The following is a 19126-nucleotide window of genomic DNA, read 5'->3' as shown; positions in this document are numbered from 1 at the left end:
AAGGGCAGCCACCAGGCCGCCCTTTTTCAATAACGCGAAATATGCTGTTGAAAAATCAGGCCGACATCGCCTTCTGCAAATTCTCGTCGATCTTGTCGAGGAAGCCGGTGGTCGAGAGCCAAGGCTGATCGGGGCCGATGAGCAGCGACAGATCCTTGGTCATGTGGCCCGATTCGACGGTCTGGATGCAGACGCGCTCCAGAGTGTCGGCGAAACGCTTGAGGTCTGCATTGTTGTCGAGCTTGGCGCGATGCGCGAGGCCGCGGGTCCATGCGAAGATCGAAGCGATCGAGTTGGTCGAGGTTTCCTCGCCCTTCTGATGCTGGCGATAGTGACGCGTAACGGTGCCGTGAGCGGCTTCCGCTTCGACCGTCTTGCCATCTGGCGTCATGAGCACGGAGGTCATCAGGCCGAGCGAGCCGAAGCCCTGTGCGACCGTGTCCGACTGCACGTCGCCGTCGTAGTTCTTACATGCCCAGACGTAACCGCCCGACCATTTCAGGCTGGAAGCGACCATATCGTCGATCAGGCGATGCTCGTACCAGATCTTCTTTTCCTTGAACTGCGCTTCAAACTCGGCCTCGTAGACTTCCTGGAAGATGTCTTTGAAGCGGCCGTCATAGACCTTGAGGATGGTGTTCTTGGTCGACAAATAGACCGGGTAGCTGCGCAGCAGGCCGTAGTTCAGCGAGGCGCGGGCGAATTCGCGGATCGAATCGTCCAGATTGTACATGGCCATCGCGACGCCGGAGGACGGCGCGTCGAACACTTCGTGCTCGATCGTCTGGCCATCTTCGCCAACGAACTTGATCGTCAGCTTGCCCTTGCCGGGGAAGCGGAAATCGGTCGCACGATACTGGTCGCCGAAAGCGTGACGGCCGACGATGATCGGCTGCGTCCAGCCCGGAACGAGGCGAGGGACGTTCTTCATGATGATCGGTTCGCGGAAGATCGTGCCGCCGAGAATGTTGCGGATCGTGCCGTTCGGCGACTTCCACATCTTCTTCAGCTTGAATTCCTCGACGCGCTGCTCGTCCGGCGTGATGGTCGCGCATTTTACGCCGACGCCGTATTTCTTGATGGCATTTGCCGAGTCGATCGTGATCTGATCGCCGGTCGCATCGCGGCTTTCAACGCCGAGATCGTAATATTTGAGATCGATGTCGAGATAAGGATGGATCAGCTTGTCCTTGATGAACTGCCAGATGATGCGGGTCATCTCGTCGCCGTCGAGTTCGACGACCGGATTTTCCACCTTGATCTTCGCCATGAAAATGCCTCGCTTTTTGTGGGAAGGACACGAAGGTCCTAAGGATTGCTAGAGGCCGTATAGCAAAGGCTTTTCCCCTTCGCAAACTCAAGCTTCCTGTATGTGCTGTTCCGTTTTGGCCGGAACTATGCAAGGGAACCGACGAAGACACGGAACGGATAAATGGCTGGAACGGATCGCGACCGCAAACTCATTGCCGAAGGCCCGGCCATAATATTGGTCGAGCCGCAGCTCGGTGAAAACATCGGCATGGTGGCACGCGCCATGGCGAATTTCGGCTTGTCGGAATTGCGCCTCGTAAAGCCGCGCGATGGCTGGCCGAGCGACAAGGCGCGCTCCGTTGCCAGCAAGGCCGACCACGTAATCGACGGCGCGACGGTGTTCGAAGATCTGCCGTCGGCAATTGCCGATCTGAATTACGTGTTTGCAACGACGGCGCGCGAGCGCGACGGGTTCAAGCCTGTTCGCGGCCCGGTCGATGCGGCTCGCGAATTGCGGACGCGTTTTACCGCAGGCGAACAGACAGGCATTCTTTTCGGGCGCGAAAAATACGGATTGTTCAACGAGGAAGTCGGTCTGGCTGACGAAATCGTGACTTTTCCGGTCAATCCGGCTTTCGCTTCATTGAACATTGCGCAGGCAACGCTGCTCATGTCCTATGAGTGGATGAAATCCGGTCTGGAGCGCGAGACGGACACGGCGTTTTCCGGCCCGGAAATAACCCCCGCGCCAAAAGAGCAGCTTCACGGGCTTTTCGCGCATCTGGAGGCTGCACTCGATACGCGTGGCTACTTCCGCCCGCTGGCCAAGAAGCCGCGTATGGTCGATGCCGTTCGAGCCGTGCTGACCCGGCCCGGTTTCACGCTGGCAGAGTTGAAGGTGTTGCGTGGCGTGGTTTCGTCGCTCGATTATTTCTCGCCGAAAGAACCGCGCGGCGCTGGCTATCCGGCACGCAAGGAAGAGGCCGACCGCGCAATCCACCCGGAAGGCAGTTCGGCGCTGCGGGAAACGGGCGATGAGTGAACGCCCGGTCCTGATGTTCGATTCAGGCATTGGCGGTTTGACCGTTTTGCGGGAAGCGCGCGTTTTGATGCCGGATCGGCGTTTCGTCTATATCGCGGACGATGCGGGATTTCCCTATGGCGACTGGGAAGAGGGCGCACTAAAGGCGCGTATCGTCGAGCTTTTCGGCAGATTGATTGAAGAGCATGACCCCGAACTTGCGGTGATCGCCTGCAACACTGCCTCGACACTTGTGCTGGGTGAATTGCGCGCGGCATATCCGCAAACGCCGTTCGTCGGCACGGTTCCGGCAATCAAGCCTGCAGCAGAGCGCACTCGCTCCGGCCTCGTTTCGGTTCTCGCAACGCCCGGAACCGTCAAGCGTGCCTATACGCGCGATCTTATCCAGTCATTTGGCGCGCAATGTCATGTGCGGCTTGTCGGAAGTCAGAATCTCGCACGTATGGCGGAGGCCCATATTCGCGGCGAAAGGATCGATTCGGAAGCGCTGCGCGAGGAAATCGCGCCGTGTTTTGTCGAAATGGACGGAAAACGCACGGATATCGTGGTGCTTGCCTGCACGCATTATCCGTTTCTGGCCAATGTGTTTCGGCAGTTCGCGCCGTGGCCGGTCGATTGGTTGGACCCGGCCGAAGCGATTTCCCGCCGGGCTTTGTCGCTGCTTTCGGCGTCCGGGCAGGACGAGATAGAGCACGCGCCCGATATTGCGCAGTTCACGTCCGGTAAGCCTGATTTTTCGACCCGAAGATTGATGCAAGGTTTTGGCCTGACGATTTTGTAAGCGGCGTTGGAACGCGTGGCTTGTGCCACGCATTTCTCTTCCTCGAAGGGAGAGATAAAATGCCTGCCAAATCCAAAGCTCAGCAGAAGGCGGCAGGAGCTGCTTTGTCTGCCAAACGCGGCGAGACCACAAAGGGCAAGCTCAAAGGCGCCTCGAAGGAAATGTACGAATCCATGAGCGAGAAACAGCTTGAGGATTTTGCAGAAACCAAGCGCAAGGGACTGCCGGAGAAAAAGTCTACGGCATCGGCCCGAAAATCGAGTTAGATTTTCGGGAAGCACGATGCATAGTTCTAAGTGACTGATCCTCCGGCCAGGATCGCTTAGTAGCCGAGTGTGAAGCGCTTGCCGATGTGCTTCGGGTTTTCGACTTCGCTGACGATGGCGACAGCCATATCCTCAACCGAAATTGCACTTTCGCCCTTCTCGTCGAATACCGGCGAATCCGTGCCAAGGCGGTACTTTTCGGTGCGTTCGCCGGGCGCCAGATGGATTGCGGGTGACAGGAACGTCCACTCCAGATCTTTTTCGCCGCGGATTGCGGTGAGTGCATCGCGAGCGCCAAGCGCGCCTTCTTTCCACTCTGCTGGAAATTCTGGCGAATCGACCAATTGCTTGCCCTGGATTTCGAGGCTTCCGGCACCGCCGATCATGATCAGGCGTATGCCTGCGGATTTCGCCGCTGCGATGATGTCCTTCGATACCGACAATTGCTTTTGGCGGATTTCCGGATCGCCCCAGCCGGGATTGTAGGCTGAAATAACAACGTCGTGACCGGCAATTGCCTTGGCAAGTGCGCCGGTATCGCTTGCATCCGCCGCGACAGCGGTGACGCCCGGCAGTGCTTCGATCTTGTCGGTGTTGCGGGCGATGGCCGTGACTTCATGGCCATGCGTTGCGGCTTCCTTGAGGACGGCTTTTCCGACAAAGCCGGATGCTCCTATCAGCGCGATCTTCATAATATCTCTCCTTTGCTCCGCTGGCATTGACCGCGAAGGTATTTTATATAATCAGGTTATCAACGGTAACTACATACGCCTGTCGCGCATGCCTTTAAAGAAGGCATTGTTTCGTGCCCAGGTTACGGAGAGAGAACCGCATGACCGCATCGACGCCGCTCGGCAAATCCGTCCCGCTTCTGCATACAAATCCGGGATTGCTGGCGGATGACAATGGCTATTGCCCTATCCGCTATGTGCTGGACCGCGTCGGAGATACGTGGAGCCTGCTCGTCATCATCGGCCTTCAGCCTGCGCCGGTTCGGTTCAACGCGTTGCGCCGATCGATCGAAGGGATTTCGCAGCGCATGCTGACGGTTACGCTGCGCTCGCTGGAGCGGGACGGCTTCGTCAGCCGCACCGTGAAACCCACCACGCCGCCGGAAGTCGAATATGCGCTGACGGAGCTTGGCCAGTCGATTGCGGTGCCGATCTCCGCACTGGGCGTCTGGGCAGCGGCCAACAGCCCTCTGGTGAGTTCGGCGCGCGAAAGTTTCGACCGCAATGCGGGTAATGATTGACAAAACAGGCGCTCTCGCCTAATCACGCGCCAGCACCGGGCCGAAATGCCTGGTGTTTATTTTTATACCGCAAGGCCGAATGAGAGCGTTTATCGTTTTCCCGGTCTTGTTCCACTGACGTGTCCCGTGGATTTTCCGCACAGCTTCGCGTGAAAGTCCTGTCAGGCTTCGAAAACGGAAGCCAGAGGAGGGCGCGTTTCCTTCGCACGGAACGTTAGGTTCCGCGCGTATCTTTTTGAAAGGGAATGCGATGAGCAAGCGCGAATCCGCAAAGTATAAAATCGATCGCCGTCTTGGCGAAAACATCTGGGGCCGTCCTAAGTCGCCGGTCAACAAGCGCGAATACGGTCCAGGCCAGCACGGCCAGCGCCGCAAGGGCAAGCTTTCCGACTTCGGTCTGCAGCTCCGCGCCAAGCAGAAGCTGAAGGGTCACTACGGCGACGTTTCGGAAAAGCAGTTCCGCAAGATTTACGAGGAAGCAAACCGCCGCAAGGGCGACACCTCGGAAAACCTGATCGGCCTTCTGGAATCGCGCCTCGACGCAATCGTGTATCGCGCGAAGTTCGTGCCGACGATTTTCGCGGCCCGCCAGTTCGTCAACCACGGCCATGTCAACGTCAACGGCCGCCGCGTGAACATCGGTTCGTACCGTGTGAAGGCTGGCGACGTGATCGAGGTTCGTGAGAAGTCGAAGCAGCTCACGATCGTTCTCGAAGCAGTCGGCCTCGCAGAACGCGACGTGCCTGACTACCTCGAAGTGGATCACAACAAGATGGTTGCGACCTATGCTCGCATTCCTAACCTTGCTGATGTTCCTTTCGCGGTTCAGATGGAACCGAACCTCGTCGTCGAATTCTATTCGCGCTAATTCGGTTTTACGGAATTTGGATCAGGCCGCCTTTCGGGGCGGCCTTTTTCGTTTTGGTTCCCTCAACACACCAATCGACCTTCTACCCCGTCTGGTGTAACAGCAGAGCATGAACCAGCATCTTTCCATCGATACGGTTTCCGAAGACGCCGCGTGCCACGCGATGTTTCTCGATGCGCCGTCTTCCGTCGAGTTCAACAAGCTCCGCAAGCGCCTGCTGCGCAATACACGGCAGGCGCTCGAAGATTTCGCGATGGTGAAGCCCGGCGAACGCTGGCTCGTCGCGCTGTCGGGCGGCAAGGATTCATACGGTCTTATGGCGCTTCTGCTCGATCTGAAATGGCGCGGAATGCTGCCGGTCGAGCTGCTTGCCTGCAATCTCGATCAGGGTCAGCCGAATTTTCCAAAGCACATTCTGCCTGAATTTCTCGACAGGAACGGCATCGCGCATCGCATCGAGTATCGCGATACCTATTCCATCGTCACCGAAAAGGTTCCTGAAGGCGCCACCTATTGCTCGCTCTGCTCGCGCCTGCGCCGTGGGCATCTCTACCGCATCGCGCGGGAAGAGGGGTGTTCGGCGCTCGTTCTCGGCCATCACCGCGAGGATATTCTCGAAACCTTCTTCATGAATCTCTTCCACGGCGGCAGGCTGTCGGCAATGCCGCCCAAGCTTTTGAACGACGATGGCGATGTCATGGTGCTGCGCCCGCTGGCCTATTGCGCGGAAAGCGATATGAGCCGTTTTGCGGATGCGATGAAATTTCCGATCATTCCATGCGATCTGTGCGGCAGTCAGGAAGGGCTGCAGCGCAATGCAATGAAATCGATGCTGGACGATATCGAAAAGCGCATGCCGGGCCGCAAGGACACAATGGTCAGGGCGCTGGGCAATGTGCGGCCGAGCCATTTGCTCGACCGCTCTCTGTTCGATTTTTCAGCGCTTGGAGCCGGTCTGCCCAAAGCGTAGTCCGCTTTCAGAGCGGCTGATGGTGCGGCTGGAAGAGTTTTCCCTTCTCGGCAATCAACACCATGACAAGCGCCAGTGCGCCCGCAATGAAGTAGCCGGCAGCCATGGGCACGATGGTTCCGTCGAACGCCTGTCCGATCATCGCGCCGATCACGCCGCCTACAACCGTCTGGAAAAAACCCTGCACGGATGATGCCGTACCAGCCACATGGCCGAGCGGTTCCATCGCCAATGCGTTGAAGTTCGAGCCGATCCAACTGAACTGAGCCATTGCGATTGCAAACAGCGTGACGAAAAGCCAAAGCGGAAGCTGTCCAAACAGCGAGAGCGCAAAGGCAATCCCTGTAACGATCAGAAACCCTATCATTGCGCCATGCGCCAGGCGGCGCATACCGAATTTTCCCACGAGTCTCGAGTTCAGAAACGAGGACACGGCCATCAATCCGGCAACAGCGGCGAAATAGACGGGGAACATGGTGCCTACGCCATAAAGCCCGACATAGATCTGCTGCGCGGAATTGATGAAGCCGAACAGTGCGCCGAAAGTGCATGTGATCGCTACCGTGTAGCAGATCGCCACGCGGTTCGTCAGAACGATGCGGAATGCCTGCGCAGTTCCGGCGACTGTCAGCGGCCGGCGATATTGCTCATGAAGCGTTTCCGGCAGGCGGAAAAACGCCCAAAGCGTCACCAGAAACGAAACGACGCCCATGAACATGAAGATCATGTGCCATTCGCCGAACAGCATGATGACCTGTCCGATGCCCGGCGCGATGACCGGCACGATCATGAACACCATGAAAACCAGCGACATGACTTCTGCCATTGCGCGGCCGCCGTAAACGTCACGCACGATGGATATAGCGATGACGCGCGTTGCCGCGGCACCCAGTCCCTGCATGAAGCGGAATGCCAGCAGCAGCGTAAAGCTGGGCACGAAGACGCAGGCAATGGCTGCTGCCACATAGACGGTCAGGCCGAAAAGCAGTGGTGCGCGGCGTCCGAAACGATCGGAAACCGGTCCGTAGATGAGCTGCGCAAAGCCGAATCCGGTGATGTAGGCGGTGATGACATATTGCCTGGCGTTCTCATCGGCCACACCGAGGCTCGCGCCAATCTCCTGAAGACCGGGCAGCATGATATCGATGGCAAGAGCGTTCAGCGCCATGAGAGCGGCGGCCAGCGCGATAAATTCCCAACGCGCAATAGGAGGGCGTGCGTCCGCCGCCTCGGGGGATGTCTGATGGTCCATTTCTATATCCAAAAGCAAATAAGTGCGCCGTTGAACGACGCACTCTGACAAACTCAGTTCTAATCAAACGGTACCGGGCCGGAGGCCCGGAAAATCAGGCCGCGCCTTTGACGCTGATGCCTTTTTCCTGAAAGAAAGTCTGCAATTCACCAGCCTGGAACATTTCGCGGATGATGTCGCAACCGCCGACGAACTCGCCCTTCACGTAAAGCTGGGGGATGGTCGGCCAGTTGGAGTAATCCTTGATGCCTTGGCGAAGCTCGCTCGAGGTCAGAATATCGACGCCTTTATAATCGACGTCGAGATAGTCGAGAATCTGAACGACCTGACCCGAAAATCCGCACTGCGGAAAGCCCGGCGTGCCCTTCATGAAAAGGACGACGTCGTTGGTCTTCACTTCATTGGCGATAAAATCGTTGATTCCGCTCATAATCTTCTTGCCTCGTCCTGGCCGGATTCAAGGTCCGGCATTTTTCCAAGTGCTAACACCGTACCGTATGTGGTTGCAACAGTGTAGCTTTCCAATAGTCGCACGCCCGGTTTCCGCAGTTTGCGGAGAGCGGAAAGCGTAAATCAGGTTGGAACGCTCGTCTGGAGCGCCAGCGCATGGAGAACGCCGCCCATATTGCCCTTCAGCGCGTCATAAACCATCTGATGCTGCTGAACGCGGCTCTTGCCACGGAAGCTTTCCGACACGACTTCGGCCGCATAATGGTCGCCATCGCCGGCCAGATCGCGAATCGTCACCTGAGCGTCCGGAATGCCGTCCTTGATCAGCTTCTCGATGTCGCGTGCGTCCATTGCCATTTTGCGTACCTTGTTCAGTTGTCCATAAAGTCGGGAAACCAGGCTTCGTGAGCTTGCGTCAGCTCTGAAACAGGTATCGCACGCGATTCGCCGAGTTTCAATTCCGTGCCGCCGGTCACGCCGATCCATGGTGCGAACACGTCGACATCCTTGGAGCGGGTTGCGAAGAACCAGTCCACCTTGTCGCGCGGGATCGTCACCAGATAGCGGCCCTGATCTTCACCAAAGAAGACCGGGATCGGGGAGACGCCGTTCAACTGGTTTACGGTTGCGCCGATGCCGGAGGCCATTGCCATTTCAGCCAAGGCGACGGCGAGGCCGCCATCGGACAGATCGTGCACGGCAGTTGCCGTGCCTTCGGTGATCAGTTCACGCACGAAATCGCCGACCGTTTTTTCGTGTGCGAGATCGACGGGCGGAGGAGGGCCGTCTGTGCGGTTGTGAACGTCGCGCATATAGATGGACTGCGCCAGATGCGTACCCCATGAGGGCGGCGCGCCGACGAGCAGGATCGCTTCGTCTTCGGCGGCAAAGGCGATGCGCGCCATTTTCGACCAGTCGCGAATGAGGCCAACGCCGCCGATCGTCGGCGTCGGCAGAATGCCCTGGCCGTTCGTCTCGTTGTAGAGCGACACATTGCCGGAAACGATGGGGAAGCCCAGCGCGCGGCAGGCTTCGCCGATGCCACCGATTGCCTTCACCAATTGCCCCATGATTTCTGGGCGTTCGGGATTGCCGAAATTCAGATTGTCGGTTGCCGCAAGCGGTTCGGCACCGGTTGCAGTGATGTTGCGCCAGCATTCGGCGACTGCCTGCTTGCCGCCTTCGAACGGGTCCGCCTCGCAATAGCGCGGCGTGACGTCCGACGAGAAGGCCAAAGCCTTGGTCGCGTGGCCTTCGACGCGCACGACGCCAGCGTCACCGCCCGGCAATTGCAGCGAATTGCCCTGAATGAGCGTGTCGTACTGCTCCCAGACCCAGCGACGGCTGGAAAGATTGGCGCTGCCGATCATCTTTACGAGCGCATCGGCGACGTCCGCCTGCGGAATGTCGTCTTCAGCCAACGGGGCGTGCTTTGCCGGTTCGACCCAGGGGCGGTCATATTCCGGTGCCTGATCGCCCAGATCCTTGATCGGGAGATTTGCGACTTCCGCGCCCTGATGAAGGATGCGGAAGCGCAGATCGTCGGTCGTTTTGCCGACAATTGCGAAATCGAGGCCCCATTTGTGGAAAATCGCCTCGGCTTCGGCTTCCTTTTCAGGGCGAAGCACCATGAGCATGCGCTCCTGGCTTTCCGAAAGCATCATTTCATAAGCGCTCATGTGCTCTTCACGCACCGGCACCTTGTCGAGATCGAGCTCGATGCCGAGATCACCCTTTGCGCCCATTTCGACCGCCGAGCAGGTGAGGCCAGCAGCACCCATGTCCTGAATGGCGATAACCGCGCCGGACGCCATCAATTCGAGGCATGCTTCGAGCAGGCATTTTTCGGTGAAGGGGTCGCCGACCTGAACTGTCGGGCGCTTCTCGTCGATCTTGTCGTCGAATTCGGCAGACGCCATCGTCGCGCCGCCGACGCCATCGCGTCCGGTTTTCGCGCCAAGATAGACGACCGGAAGGCCGACGCCCTTGGCTTCCGAAAGGAAGATCGCGTCAGTCTTTGCAAGACCGGCAGCGAATGCGTTTACGAGGATGTTGCCGTTGTAGCGCGCGTCGAAATTGACTTCGCCGCCAACGGTCGGCACGCCGAAGGAATTGCCATAGCCGCCGACGCCGGAAACGACACCTGAAACGAGGTGCTTGGTCTTGGGATGATCTGGCGAGCCGAAACGCAGGGCGTTCATTGCCGCCACTGGCCGCGCGCCCATCGTAAAGACGTCGCGCAAGATGCCGCCGACGCCGGTCGCAGCACCCTGATAGGGTTCGATATATGAAGGGTGGTTGTGGCTCTCCATCTTGAAGACCACGCAATCGCCGTCGCCAATATCGACCACACCGGCATTTTCGCCCGGACCCTGAATGACCTGCGGGCCGGTGGTCGGAAGGGTGCGCAGCCATTTCTTGGATGATTTGTACGAGCAATGCTCGTTCCACATCGCAGAAAAGATGCCCAATTCCGTAAAGGACGGCTCGCGGCCGACCAGATCGAGAATGCGTTGATATTCGTCGGGCTTCAGGCCGTGTGCGGCAATGAGCTCGTCGGTGATTTTCACATTGTTCTGGATCGTCATTTTGGCCTGTCGATTCCGTTGCGGCGCCGAAAAATGGCTCAATAGCGCAAGCCGACGCTCGGAGATACCGGCAAAGGCCAGAAATTCACCGGGAATGCAAGAGTTTGAGCGAAGACTTGCGTTTATACCGACTAAACGGTATGTATTTTCCATGTCCAGACCGACGAAACGCAATCCTGAACGCGGCAACGCCAAGACAAGGCTTCTCGAAGCCGCGCGCGATACGATCCGCGCCAAAGGGTTTGCCGCGACCACTGTCGACGACCTTTGCCAGACTGCGGCAGTGACGAAGGGCTCGTTCTTCCATCATTTCGAAAGCAAGGAAGCGCTCGGCGTAGCGGCGGCCCAATATTGGGCGGAAACGACGACTGCCTTTTTTGCCGAAGCGCCGTACCATGGGCCGCAAGATCCTCTCGATCGCGTATTGGCCTATGTGGCCTTCCGCAAGTCGATCATCGAAGGCGAATTGGCGGAATTCTCCTGTCTGGTCGGGACGATGGTGCAGGAAGTCTACGCTGTCTCGCCCGCCATTCGCGACGCCTGCGGCGCGAGCATTTTCGGCCATGCAGCGACCCTTGAGGCCGATATTCGCGCGGCGATCAAGGACCGAGGCATTTTTGGTGGCTGGACCGCCGAAAGCCTGGCGCGACATACGCAGACGGTGATCCAGGGCGCCTTCGTGCTTGCCAAGGCGGGCAATGATCCGGCACTGGCGCGCGAAAGCCTCGATCATCTCGATCAGTACATTCGTCTTCTCTTCGCTCACCCCAACAAGGAGCAGAGGCCAGCATGACACAGATCACTCAACTCGCCTGCGCTTGCGGACAGGTCCATATCGAGGTGGAGAAAGCGCCGATTGTCAGCGCCGAATGCCATTGCAATAGCTGCCGTTCGGCAGGCGAAAGGCTGCAGGTCCTTCCCGGTGCCGCGCCAATTCTGGAGGCGAATGGCGGCACACGCTTTATTCTCTACCGGAAGGATCGCGTCCGTTTTACGAAGGGCACCGATTTGCTCAAGGAATTCCGCCTGACGCCGCAATCGAAGACGCGGCGGGTCGTCGCGAGCTGTTGTAATACGCCTGTGTTTCTCGAATTGGAGAGCGGTCATTGGCTCAGCCTTTATGGCCACCTTTGGCCTGAGGGCAAATTGCCGCCACTCGAGTTGCGGACGATGACAAGTGATCTTCCTGACGCTTCGGTGCTCTCGAATGACGTGCCGAACGGCAAGCGGCAGTCGCTGTCATTCTTTACAAAATTGCTCGGCGCGTGGGTGGCAATGGGGTTCAAAAGCCCGAAAATCACTGTCAATGGAGAGATAAATGCCTGACGCGGAAGCCAGGATCACGATCGAAAGTGTCACTTCGCCTTCTCATGTCCAGCGTGTCGACCGAGCCAAATATATGGCGATGCGCGATGCGTTGATGGCTATCCTGCCTTTGGAAGCGCCCGGCCTCACGGTTGCGGAAGCAAAAGCAGCGCTTCTGCCGCATCTGTCTGATGATTTGTTTCCCGGCGGCGACAAGGCCGGATGGTGGCTCAAGGCGGTCCAGCTCGACCTCGAAGCGAAGGGGATAATAAAGCGAGGACCCGGCAAGCCGGTGCGGCTCTTCGCGACCCAGGCTTAGCCGAAGCTGTCGTAGCCTGCGCCGCCTTCGTCGAGAAGCCGGCGGATCACAGCAAGGCCGGTAACGACATCATCTCTGTTGCGAGATGCGGAGACGCCGATTCGCACGCGATGATAGATTCGGTCCGAGCGGCCGGATTTGAACTCGTCCTCGTCGTCGATCATCACGCCCTGTTCGTATGCGGCGTTCTTGAACGTTCCGGAATGCCAAGGCTCCGGCAATGACAGCCACAGAAACGGAACATTCGCATTTCCTGAATAACTCTGGCCTTCAAGGGCAGCATGGGCGAGCGCGAGCCGTGCATTGATCTCGGCCAGCGAACGGGAACGGATAGCGGTGGCCTCGCCGGAAAGCACAAGCCGCGCGCAAAGCTCGGCCAGCAGAAATGGCATGCCGCCAGTCACCATCTTGTGGGCGGTTCTTATGCCGTGCCGGAAATTCGCCGGGCATGAGACCCAGCCGCCGCGCACGCCAGCCGCAACCGATTTCGAAAGTCCGCCGACGACAAATGTGCGCTCCGGCGCGTATTCGGCCAGCAGCGGTGTCTGATCTTCGGTCAGCGCACCGTAAAGGTCGTCTTCGATAAGCAGGACATTGTATTTCTTGGCCACCTTCGCGATTGCCATACGGCGTTCCGCGGGCATGATCGCGCCTGTCGGGTTCTGCGCCGTGGGCATCAGAAACGCCATGACCGGGTGCCGCTGTGCGCAAACGCGCTCGAAATCGTCAGGATCGACGCCATGCTCGTCTGATTGGACCAGCGCCAGGCGTCGTCCGATCAGCCCGGCGCTGCGCGCGAGCTGCGAATAGGTGACGTGCTCGAACAATATGTGGTCGCCGGGCGAGGTGAGGGCGGAGATCACCGCAATCACTGCCGAATGCGCGCCGAGCGTCGGCACGATGCTTTCCGGTGCGGGCTGAAAACCGTTGCGCGACAGCCATTTGCTTCCTGCATCGAACCAGCTTGACGGAAATGTACGCGTATAGCTTGCCACGTCATCGGGCTGTTCGCGGGTGATTGCGGCTAGCAATCCCTCAATGACCTTGCCTTGGCCGACATTCGGCGCGGCCGTGCTGTCGAAGCGAAGTTTGCCGGGAACGGACTCAAAAAAGCGTGTTCCGCCCCTGGTGCTCGTCAAGGGTGGCTCGGTTCGAACCGGGGTCCGTGTATCGCGATTCAATACGTAAGTTCCGCGCCCAACCTCGCCGCTCACCAGTCCGCGTTCGCGCAGCAGCGAATAGGCACGGCCCACCGTGCCGATTGTCACCCCGATATCGTAAGCGAGATTTCGCTGCGGAGGCAGCTTCTCGCCCGCAGGCAGGGCGCCGCTGTCGATATCGCTTTCGATGCTGTCGGCCAGCCGAAGATAGATCGGAGCCGATGAATCCTGAAGTGTCGGAAGCCAATTTGTCATGGTGACAATTTTTAGATTGTAACCCAATGAGAGTCAATCCAAAGAAAGATTCGTAGAATGTAAGCTTCGAAAGCGAATGTTATGGGTACAATCGATACAATCAAGAGTTCTCTCGGTGAGAGCAGCTTTGATCGCGGCAACACCGATTTCGTGCGCAAGCTGAACGTTGTGGCGTTGAAATTCATCGAATGGCTCGAAGTGCGGCTTGCGCGCCGCCGCAGCCGAATTGCGCTGATGGAGCTTACCGACGAGCAGTTGATGGATATCGGCATATCCAGAGCCGATGCTTATCGTGAGGGCATCCGGTCGTTTCTGGATTAGGCCGCGCTGGAGCAGGAATTGTCGCCTGCTCTCCAGCGTCCGACATCGGAGTTGATGCGGCTTCCGAGAGACTCGTTCATCAGCGGCCCGAAGACATCGACCCTCGAAGAGTTGCCTTGCGCCTGCACGACCAGAAGCGGACGTGCGCCGTAGTCTTTTGCAGGAACCAGCAGGAAGCGCGGCGTGCCGCTGAATGAGTTCAGCTCATTGGCCATGCGATAGGCGCGGAATGCAGGATCCTTGCTCGCGAACCAGCACTTATGCGCCGCGATCGCCACCTGCTCCATGGTGCGAAGGGACGCGCTTTTTCCTGACGGAACTTGGGATGCCGGACTTTTCTTTTCGGATTGGCATCCCGCGAGTACACCCAGCGCGATAATCGACGTGGCAAGCAGAAATCTATTCATCGGGCGGGCTCCAGGCGCGAATCGCAAACCGAATTCGAACGGTGCCGGAAAATGTGCTGCGATGCGTTAAATTTTTATGCTGCTACGCCGAGTGCGCTTTCAAAAAGTCCGCGACCGTCATGTCCGCCATGGGCGGTCTCGATCAGGTTTTCGGGATGCGGCATCATGCCAAGCACATTGCCGCCCGCATTCACGATGCCGGCAATGTCGTTGATCGAGCCGTTCGGGTTGGTGCCTTCGGCATAACGGAACACGACCTGACCTTCGCCTTCGATGCGCGCCAGCGTTTCCGCGTCGGCAAAATAGTTGCCGTCGTGATGCGCAACAGGGCTGCGGATGATCTGGCCCGGCGCGTAGGCGCGGCTGAAAGCCGTGTTGGCGTTCGTCACCTCAAGCTTCACTTCGCGGCAGACGAATTTCAGCGACTGGTTGCGCATGAGCGCGCCCGGCAGCAAGCCCGCTTCGACGAGAATCTGGAAGCCGTTGCAGACGCCGATGACGGTGACGCCCTTTGCAGCCTTCTCAGCGACGGCGCGCAGTACGGGCATGCGCGCGGCAATAGCGCCGCAGCGCAGATAATCGCCGTAGGAAAAACCGCCGGGAATGGCGATCAGATCGACATCGGGGATTTCCGTATCTGTCTGCCAGATGGTGACTGGCGCCTTGCCGGAAATCTTGGTCAGCGCCGCGATCATGTCGCGGTCGCGGTTGAGGCCGGGGAGAAGAACGACGGCTGATTTCACCTTAGGCGAGCTCCACCGCGTAGTTTTCGATGACCGTGTTGGCCAGGAGCTTGTCGCACATGGCTTTCAGATCGGCCTCGGCCTTCGCGCGGTCGGTACCGTCGATTTCGAGGTCGAACACTTTGCCCTGACGGACGGCTTCCACGCCTTCGAAGCCGAGCGTGCCGAGCGCGCTTTCGATGGCTTTGCCCTGAGGGTCGAGAACGCCGTTCTTCAGGGTAACGGTTACACGGGCTTTGATCACGTCGGTTTCGCTCCTGCTTTGCGATGCAGACATTTCAGTGGGGCTTGCTGCCCTTGGGGGCATCCGTGGTGGCGACCAGAACGGGACCGGTCGGACGAGCCGGCTCGTTTTCGTTCATGATGCCGAGACGGCGCGCGACTTCCTGATAGGCTTCGACCAGGCCGCCCATATCGCGGCGGAAACGATCCTTGTCGAGCTTGTCCTGCGTGGCGACGTCCCAGAGGCGGCAGCTATCTGGCGAAATCTCGTCGGCGACGACGATGCGCATCATGTCGCCCTCGAAAAGACGGCCGCACTCGATCTTGAAATCGACGAGCTGGATGCCGACGCCCATGAACAGGCCGGAAAGGAAGTCGTTGACGCGGATGGCAAGCGCCATGATGTCGTCGATTTCCTGCGGGCTTGCCCAGCCGAATGCCGTGACATGCTCTTCCGAAACCATCGGATCGTCGAGAGCGTCCGCCTTGTAGTAGAATTCGATGATCGAACGGGGAAGAACGGTGCCTTCCTCAATGCCGAGTCGCTTTGCAAGCGAACCGGCCGCGACGTTGCGAACGACCACTTCGAGCGGGATGATCTCGACTTCCTTGATCAACTGCTCGCGCATGTTCAGACGCTTGATGAAATGCGTCGGGATGCCCATGCGGTTCAGATGATTGAAGATGTACTCGGAGATGCGGTTGTTGAGCACGCCCTTGCCATCGACGATTTCGTGCTTCTTCTTATTGAAGGCGGTCGCGTCGTCTTTGAAAAACTGAATCAGCGTTCCCGGCTCAGGGCCTTCATAAAGGATCTTGGCCTTGCCTTCGTAGATGCGGCGGCGAGTCTTCATCTCATAATTCTCTGGTTGAAGGATGGTCGTATCCGACCTTTTATCCTTATCTCGCCGCACAAGATACAAGGCGGCCATGGATTTTAGCGGTCTCCTATCCCAATAGTGCGAATTCCTCAATCGCCAAATCGGGCCTATTGCCTTGTTTCCAACGCGAATTGCCGCATCTTCGATTTCACGCCGTATATTGACCCAAGTCTCAGGTTTTGGTTTCTGCGTAGGCAACCAATCTCACACCCCGGCCGAATCGGAGGAAGTAGCGTGACAAGTATGAAAGACCGCGAAGAAGGCTTTGAGAAGAAATTCGCCATGGACGAGGAGCAGAGGTTCCGCGCTGTCGCGCGTCGCAACAAATTGCTCGGCCAGTGGGCTGCCGAAAAGCTCGGCAAGAGCGGCGAAGCGGCGGACGAATATGCGCGTGATGTCGTGAAGGCCGATTTTGACCGCGCAGGCGACGGCGTCTTTCACAAACTCCACGATGATTTCGCCGCCGCCGGTATCGCGCAGTCCGAACATCAGATCCGTCGCACGATGGACGAATATCTGGCACAGGCGGTCGAGCAAATTCGCAATAGCTGATTTTTCAACGCTGCTTTTTTGAAGAAACCGCCCGAAATTCCGTTTCGGGCGGTTTTGTTTTGCCGGTCGCTCATCCTATTGTTCCGGTAACAGGGAGGAATCGAATGACACTCGCATCACGGCTCAGGGCGGGCGAAACCATCATTACCGCGTGGTCGGGCGTTCCCGATGCGCTGACGGTGGAAATCGTTGCCGCGCAGGGGTTCGACGCCGTTGCGCTCGACATGCAGCATGGCGGGCACCACGAAGACAGCGTCCTGCGCTCTGCCGTGCCGGTTCAAGCGGCAGGCAAACATCTGATTGTCCGCATTCCCGTCGCGCGATTCGACGCTGCCAGCCGCGCACTCGACTTCGGTGCGGAAGCCGTCATCGCGCCGATGGTGAACTCGGTCGAGGATGCGCGCATGTTTGCCGCTTCGATGAAATATCCGCCGATCGGCGAGCGCTCCTACGGGCCGACATTCGCTGTCCCGCGCAGCCGCGACGCGTCCGACTGGCTGCGCAAATCGAATTCTGAGACGCTCTCCTTTGCGATGATCGAGACGCGCAGCGCGTTGGATGCGCTGGACGGGATTCTGGCCACGCCCGGCATCGACGCTGTTTTCGTCGGCCCGAGCGATTTTTCGATTGCCTGGACAAATGGCGAAAAAGTCGATGCGACGCTCGAAGATATGATGAAAACCATCGAGACGATTGCGCAAAAAGCCAATGCAGCGGGGAAAATCGCCGGAATTTTCGTGGTCGATCCGGCCTTGTGCGGCCGTTTTGTCGAAATGGGCTTCCGGTTTCTCGCCATGGGCACAGAAGGCCGGATGATTTCGCTCGGCGCAGAAAGCCTGCTCAGCGCCGCAAAACGCTCGATGGGCTGATCAAAGCTTGGTCAGGAAATTCGCGAAGGTCATGGTGCCTTCGGGCCATGGGCCGTGACCTGAATCCGAGTTCAGATGTCCGGCTTCGCCTGCATCGATAAAAAGCGAGCCCCAGGCGCCCGCGATGTCTTCGGCGACCTCATGCGCGCAATAGGGGTCGTTTCGGCTGGCGACAACGATCGACGGAAATGGCAACGGATCGCGCGGGTAGGGGCCGAATGTCATCAGATGTTTCGGTCTGATTTTCGGATTGGCGACATCGGGAGGCGACACGAAAAATGCGCCTGCCACAGGCTTTTTGAAAAGCGGAATGGCCTGAACGGTTGCCGCTACGCCAAGCGAGTGCGCAATCAGAACAACCGGCTTTTCCGCTTCGTTCACGGCGTTTGCGATTGCCGTGGTCCAATCCTCGCGAACGGGCTTCGACCACTCGGCCTGAACCACGCGGCGCGCGGTCGAGAGCTTGCTCTCCCAGCGGGTCTGCCAGTGATCGGGGCCGGAATTTGTGTATCCGGGGATGATCAGAATATCTGCGTCTTTGACTTTCATGTCCCCGCATTTAGCGATAGTGCCCGCGCCAGACAATGGGTTCGATGCCGGCAAGCTCGAATACGTCCAAATCGGTAGGCGCCTATTCCATTGCTTCGCTCTTGTCCTAGGTGCAGAATTGAACCAAGACAGTTTATCGGTATGAGGATGAGAAAATGAGCCTACGCATCAACGATACAGCCCCGGATTTCACGGCAGAAACCACGCAAGGTGAAATAAAGTTTCACGATTGGATCGGCCACGGGTATGCAATTCTCTTCAGCCATCCGAAGAATTTCACGCCCGTATGCACCACCGAGCTTGGTTATATGGCAGGTCTTGCAGGCGAGTTTTCCAAGCGCAATGCCAAGATTCTCGGCATTTCCGTCGATCCTGTCGAAAGCCACGCCAAGTGGAAGGACGATATTCGCAAAGTCACCGGCAACGATGTCGAATACCCGCTGATCGGCGACCGCGATCTGAAAATCGCGAAGCTATACGACATGCTGCCGGCAGGCGCAGGCGATAGCAGCGAAGGTCGCACGCCCGCCGACAATGCGACGGTTCGCTCCGTCTTCGTCATCGGCCCGGACAAGAAGGTCAAGCTGATCCTGACCTACCCGATGACCACTGGGCGCAATTTCGATGAAATCCTGCGCGCGCTGGATTCCATCCAGTTGACCGCCAAGCACAAGGTGGCAACGCCTGCGCAATGGAAGCAGGGCGAGGATGTCATCATCACCGCAGCGGTTTCCGACGAGGAAGCAAAGGAGCGTTTTGGCGCGTTCGAGACGGTTCTGCCTTACCTGCGCAAGACCAAACAGCCCACCGGCTGACATTTGCG

General features: G+C 58.2%; 25 protein-coding genes. 13 read left to right on the top strand and 12 right to left on the bottom strand.

The features are described from left to right. Nucleotides 1-55: 55 nt before the first annotated feature. Nucleotides 56-1270 carry an NADP-dependent isocitrate dehydrogenase gene (locus tag ABFT80_RS16820; protein ID WP_347973075.1) on the bottom strand — a complete coding sequence of 405 codons (1215 nt, stop codon included), beginning with the start codon at nucleotides 1268-1270 and terminating at the stop codon, nucleotides 56-58. 162 nt (nucleotides 1271-1432) lie between these two features. Between ABFT80_RS16820 and ABFT80_RS16815 the strand changes: the two genes are divergently transcribed. The 3 genes from ABFT80_RS16815 to ABFT80_RS16805 are packed head-to-tail and all read left to right on the top strand — an operon-like array spanning nucleotide 1433 to nucleotide 3340. Then, nucleotides 1433-2293, top strand: a complete 861-nt coding sequence (locus tag ABFT80_RS16815; RefSeq protein WP_347973074.1) for an RNA methyltransferase — start codon at nucleotides 1433-1435, stop codon at nucleotides 2291-2293. Next, nucleotides 2286-3074, top strand: a complete 789-nt coding sequence (murI, locus tag ABFT80_RS16810) for a glutamate racemase (RefSeq protein ID WP_347973073.1) — start codon at nucleotides 2286-2288, stop codon at nucleotides 3072-3074. The genes ABFT80_RS16815 and murI overlap by 8 nt, the downstream gene beginning before the upstream one ends. A gap of 59 nt (nucleotides 3075-3133) precedes the next feature. After that, nucleotides 3134-3340 (top strand): DUF3008 family protein, encoded by a 207-nt coding sequence (locus ABFT80_RS16805; protein ID WP_347973072.1) that lies wholly within the window; start codon nucleotides 3134-3136, stop codon nucleotides 3338-3340. A 56-nt stretch (nucleotides 3341-3396) separates the two neighbouring features. Here the strand turns inward: ABFT80_RS16805 and ABFT80_RS16800 are convergent, their stop codons facing one another. Next, on the bottom strand, nucleotides 3397-4035 hold the full coding sequence (locus tag ABFT80_RS16800; protein WP_347973165.1) for an NAD(P)-dependent oxidoreductase: 639 nt from the start codon (nucleotides 4033-4035) through the stop codon (nucleotides 3397-3399). Between the two features lie 137 nt (nucleotides 4036-4172). Here ABFT80_RS16800 and ABFT80_RS16795 point away from each other — a divergent pair, with 137 nt between their 5' ends. The 3 genes from ABFT80_RS16795 to ttcA all read left to right on the top strand — a co-directional run bounded on the left by ABFT80_RS16795 (nucleotide 4173) and on the right by ttcA (nucleotide 6430). Next, a complete protein-coding gene (locus ABFT80_RS16795) occupies nucleotides 4173-4592 on the top strand; it encodes a winged helix-turn-helix transcriptional regulator (protein ID WP_347973071.1) in 420 nt (139 codons plus the stop codon). 250 nt (nucleotides 4593-4842) lie between these two features. Continuing rightward, nucleotides 4843-5460 carry a 30S ribosomal protein S4 gene (rpsD, locus tag ABFT80_RS16790; protein ID WP_347973070.1) on the top strand — a complete coding sequence of 206 codons (618 nt, stop codon included), beginning with the start codon at nucleotides 4843-4845 and terminating at the stop codon, nucleotides 5458-5460. A gap of 109 nt (nucleotides 5461-5569) precedes the next feature. Continuing rightward, entirely contained in the window at nucleotides 5570-6430 is an 861-nt protein-coding gene (ttcA, locus tag ABFT80_RS16785; RefSeq protein WP_347973069.1) for a tRNA 2-thiocytidine(32) synthetase TtcA, read from the top strand. Between the two features lie 7 nt (nucleotides 6431-6437). Here the strand turns inward: ttcA and ABFT80_RS16780 are convergent, their stop codons facing one another. The 4 genes from ABFT80_RS16780 to purL all read right to left on the bottom strand — a co-directional run bounded on the left by ABFT80_RS16780 (nucleotide 6438) and on the right by purL (nucleotide 10720). Beyond that, nucleotides 6438-7682, bottom strand: coding sequence for a multidrug effflux MFS transporter (locus ABFT80_RS16780; RefSeq protein WP_347973068.1), 1245 nt, complete (start codon nucleotides 7680-7682; stop codon nucleotides 6438-6440). A gap of 94 nt (nucleotides 7683-7776) precedes the next feature. Next, nucleotides 7777-8112 (bottom strand): Grx4 family monothiol glutaredoxin, encoded by a 336-nt coding sequence (grxD, locus tag ABFT80_RS16775; RefSeq protein WP_347973067.1) that lies wholly within the window; start codon nucleotides 8110-8112, stop codon nucleotides 7777-7779. A 143-nt stretch (nucleotides 8113-8255) separates the two neighbouring features. Continuing rightward, the gene (locus ABFT80_RS16770) at nucleotides 8256-8489 is read right to left on the bottom strand and encodes a BolA family protein (protein ID WP_347973066.1); all 234 of its coding nucleotides are present in this window, start codon (nucleotides 8487-8489) and stop codon (nucleotides 8256-8258) included. A 14-nt stretch (nucleotides 8490-8503) separates the two neighbouring features. After that, nucleotides 8504-10720 carry a phosphoribosylformylglycinamidine synthase subunit PurL gene (gene purL, locus ABFT80_RS16765; RefSeq protein ID WP_347973065.1) on the bottom strand — a complete coding sequence of 739 codons (2217 nt, stop codon included), beginning with the start codon at nucleotides 10718-10720 and terminating at the stop codon, nucleotides 8504-8506. A gap of 151 nt (nucleotides 10721-10871) precedes the next feature. Between purL and ABFT80_RS16760 the strand changes: the two genes are divergently transcribed. The 3 genes from ABFT80_RS16760 to ABFT80_RS16750 are packed head-to-tail and all read left to right on the top strand — an operon-like array spanning nucleotide 10872 to nucleotide 12344. Then, nucleotides 10872-11513, top strand: coding sequence for a TetR/AcrR family transcriptional regulator (locus ABFT80_RS16760; protein ID WP_347973064.1), 642 nt, complete (start codon nucleotides 10872-10874; stop codon nucleotides 11511-11513). After that, a complete protein-coding gene (locus ABFT80_RS16755; RefSeq protein ID WP_347973063.1) occupies nucleotides 11510-12046 on the top strand; it encodes a GFA family protein in 537 nt (178 codons plus the stop codon). The genes ABFT80_RS16760 and ABFT80_RS16755 overlap by 4 nt, the downstream gene beginning before the upstream one ends. Continuing rightward, nucleotides 12039-12344: a DUF6958 family protein gene (locus ABFT80_RS16750; RefSeq protein ID WP_347973062.1), complete on the top strand. Its 306-nt coding sequence runs from the start codon at nucleotides 12039-12041 to the stop codon at nucleotides 12342-12344. The genes ABFT80_RS16755 and ABFT80_RS16750 overlap by 8 nt, the downstream gene beginning before the upstream one ends. On the opposite strand, the gene ABFT80_RS16745 is transcribed toward ABFT80_RS16750, so the two are convergent. Further along, nucleotides 12341-13759 (bottom strand): aminotransferase-like domain-containing protein, encoded by a 1419-nt coding sequence (locus ABFT80_RS16745; protein WP_347973061.1) that lies wholly within the window; start codon nucleotides 13757-13759, stop codon nucleotides 12341-12343. The two genes, ABFT80_RS16750 and ABFT80_RS16745, sit on opposite strands and share 4 nt — an antisense overlap. Nucleotides 13760-13840: 81 nt before the next feature. On the opposite strand from ABFT80_RS16745, the gene ABFT80_RS16740 reads away from it, so the two are divergent. Beyond that, a complete protein-coding gene (locus ABFT80_RS16740) occupies nucleotides 13841-14080 on the top strand; it encodes a DUF1127 domain-containing protein (protein ID WP_347973060.1) in 240 nt (79 codons plus the stop codon). On the opposite strand, the gene ABFT80_RS16735 is transcribed toward ABFT80_RS16740, so the two are convergent. The 4 genes from ABFT80_RS16735 to purC form a co-directional block, all read right to left on the bottom strand. After that, nucleotides 14077-14487, bottom strand: a complete 411-nt coding sequence (locus ABFT80_RS16735; RefSeq protein WP_347973059.1) for a hypothetical protein — start codon at nucleotides 14485-14487, stop codon at nucleotides 14077-14079. The genes ABFT80_RS16740 and ABFT80_RS16735 overlap by 4 nt on opposite strands. A gap of 74 nt (nucleotides 14488-14561) precedes the next feature. Next, the gene (gene purQ, locus ABFT80_RS16730; protein ID WP_347973058.1) at nucleotides 14562-15230 is read right to left on the bottom strand and encodes a phosphoribosylformylglycinamidine synthase subunit PurQ; all 669 of its coding nucleotides are present in this window, start codon (nucleotides 15228-15230) and stop codon (nucleotides 14562-14564) included. 1 nt (nucleotide 15231) lies between these two features. After that, nucleotides 15232-15474, bottom strand: a complete 243-nt coding sequence (purS, locus tag ABFT80_RS16725) for a phosphoribosylformylglycinamidine synthase subunit PurS (protein ID WP_347973057.1) — start codon at nucleotides 15472-15474, stop codon at nucleotides 15232-15234. Nucleotides 15475-15508: 34 nt separating this feature from the next. Then, nucleotides 15509-16306, bottom strand: coding sequence for a phosphoribosylaminoimidazolesuccinocarboxamide synthase (gene purC / locus ABFT80_RS16720; protein ID WP_347973056.1), 798 nt, complete (start codon nucleotides 16304-16306; stop codon nucleotides 15509-15511). Between the two features lie 261 nt (nucleotides 16307-16567). On the opposite strand from purC, the gene ABFT80_RS16715 reads away from it, so the two are divergent. Together ABFT80_RS16715 and ABFT80_RS16710 are read left to right on the top strand one after the other, a co-directional pair. Further along, entirely contained in the window at nucleotides 16568-16885 is a 318-nt protein-coding gene (locus ABFT80_RS16715) for a DUF1476 domain-containing protein (protein ID WP_347973055.1), read from the top strand. Nucleotides 16886-16989: 104 nt separating this feature from the next. Then, nucleotides 16990-17754: an HpcH/HpaI aldolase family protein gene (locus tag ABFT80_RS16710; RefSeq protein ID WP_347973054.1), complete on the top strand. Its 765-nt coding sequence runs from the start codon at nucleotides 16990-16992 to the stop codon at nucleotides 17752-17754. Here the strand turns inward: ABFT80_RS16710 and ABFT80_RS16705 are convergent, their stop codons facing one another. After that, nucleotides 17755-18303, bottom strand: a complete 549-nt coding sequence (locus tag ABFT80_RS16705; RefSeq protein WP_347973053.1) for an RBBP9/YdeN family alpha/beta hydrolase — start codon at nucleotides 18301-18303, stop codon at nucleotides 17755-17757. It abuts the gene before it with no gap. A gap of 155 nt (nucleotides 18304-18458) precedes the next feature. Here ABFT80_RS16705 and ABFT80_RS16700 point away from each other — a divergent pair, with 155 nt between their 5' ends. After that, on the top strand, nucleotides 18459-19118 hold the full coding sequence (locus ABFT80_RS16700; RefSeq protein ID WP_347973052.1) for a peroxiredoxin: 660 nt from the start codon (nucleotides 18459-18461) through the stop codon (nucleotides 19116-19118). Nucleotides 19119-19126 lie beyond the last annotated feature (8 nt).

The sequence above is a fragment of the Foliimonas ilicis genome (genome assembly GCF_039939195.1).
GTDB classification, from domain to species: Bacteria; Pseudomonadota; Alphaproteobacteria; order Rhizobiales; family Rhizobiaceae; genus Foliimonas; species Foliimonas ilicis.
Note: the sequence above shows the minus strand (reverse complement) of the source record. Positions and strands in the feature narration are given on the sequence as shown.

Bases quoted from the DNA above. Each gene is read 5' to 3' on its own strand.
- ABFT80_RS16820 (WP_347973075.1), bottom strand. From the start codon at position 1,270: ATGGCGAAGATCAAGGTGGAAAATCCGGTCGTCGAACTCGACGGCGAC.
- ABFT80_RS16815 (WP_347973074.1), top strand. From the start codon at position 1,433: ATGGCTGGAACGGATCGCGACCGCAAACTCATTGCCGAAGGCCCGGCC.
- murI (WP_347973073.1), top strand. From the start codon at position 2,286: ATGAGTGAACGCCCGGTCCTGATGTTCGATTCAGGCATTGGCGGTTTG.
- ABFT80_RS16805 (WP_347973072.1), top strand. From the start codon at position 3,134: ATGCCTGCCAAATCCAAAGCTCAGCAGAAGGCGGCAGGAGCTGCTTTG.
- ABFT80_RS16795 (WP_347973071.1), top strand. From the start codon at position 4,173: ATGACCGCATCGACGCCGCTCGGCAAATCCGTCCCGCTTCTGCATACA.
- rpsD (WP_347973070.1), top strand. From the start codon at position 4,843: ATGAGCAAGCGCGAATCCGCAAAGTATAAAATCGATCGCCGTCTTGGC.
- ttcA (WP_347973069.1), top strand. From the start codon at position 5,570: ATGAACCAGCATCTTTCCATCGATACGGTTTCCGAAGACGCCGCGTGC.
- ABFT80_RS16780 (WP_347973068.1), bottom strand. From the start codon at position 7,682: ATGGACCATCAGACATCCCCCGAGGCGGCGGACGCACGCCCTCCTATT.
- grxD (WP_347973067.1), bottom strand. From the start codon at position 8,112: ATGAGCGGAATCAACGATTTTATCGCCAATGAAGTGAAGACCAACGAC.
- ABFT80_RS16770 (WP_347973066.1), bottom strand. From the start codon at position 8,489: ATGGCAATGGACGCACGCGACATCGAGAAGCTGATCAAGGACGGCATT.
- purL (WP_347973065.1), bottom strand. From the start codon at position 10,720: ATGACGATCCAGAACAATGTGAAAATCACCGACGAGCTCATTGCCGCA.
- ABFT80_RS16760 (WP_347973064.1), top strand. From the start codon at position 10,872: ATGTCCAGACCGACGAAACGCAATCCTGAACGCGGCAACGCCAAGACA.
- ABFT80_RS16755 (WP_347973063.1), top strand. From the start codon at position 11,510: ATGACACAGATCACTCAACTCGCCTGCGCTTGCGGACAGGTCCATATC.
- ABFT80_RS16750 (WP_347973062.1), top strand. From the start codon at position 12,039: ATGCCTGACGCGGAAGCCAGGATCACGATCGAAAGTGTCACTTCGCCT.
- ABFT80_RS16745 (WP_347973061.1), bottom strand. From the start codon at position 13,759: ATGACAAATTGGCTTCCGACACTTCAGGATTCATCGGCTCCGATCTAT.
- ABFT80_RS16740 (WP_347973060.1), top strand. From the start codon at position 13,841: ATGGGTACAATCGATACAATCAAGAGTTCTCTCGGTGAGAGCAGCTTT.
- ABFT80_RS16735 (WP_347973059.1), bottom strand. From the start codon at position 14,487: ATGAATAGATTTCTGCTTGCCACGTCGATTATCGCGCTGGGTGTACTC.
- purC (WP_347973056.1), bottom strand. From the start codon at position 16,306: ATGAAGACTCGCCGCCGCATCTACGAAGGCAAGGCCAAGATCCTTTAT.
- ABFT80_RS16710 (WP_347973054.1), top strand. From the start codon at position 16,990: ATGACACTCGCATCACGGCTCAGGGCGGGCGAAACCATCATTACCGCG.
- ABFT80_RS16705 (WP_347973053.1), bottom strand. From the start codon at position 18,303: ATGAAAGTCAAAGACGCAGATATTCTGATCATCCCCGGATACACAAAT.
- ABFT80_RS16700 (WP_347973052.1), top strand. From the start codon at position 18,459: ATGAGCCTACGCATCAACGATACAGCCCCGGATTTCACGGCAGAAACC.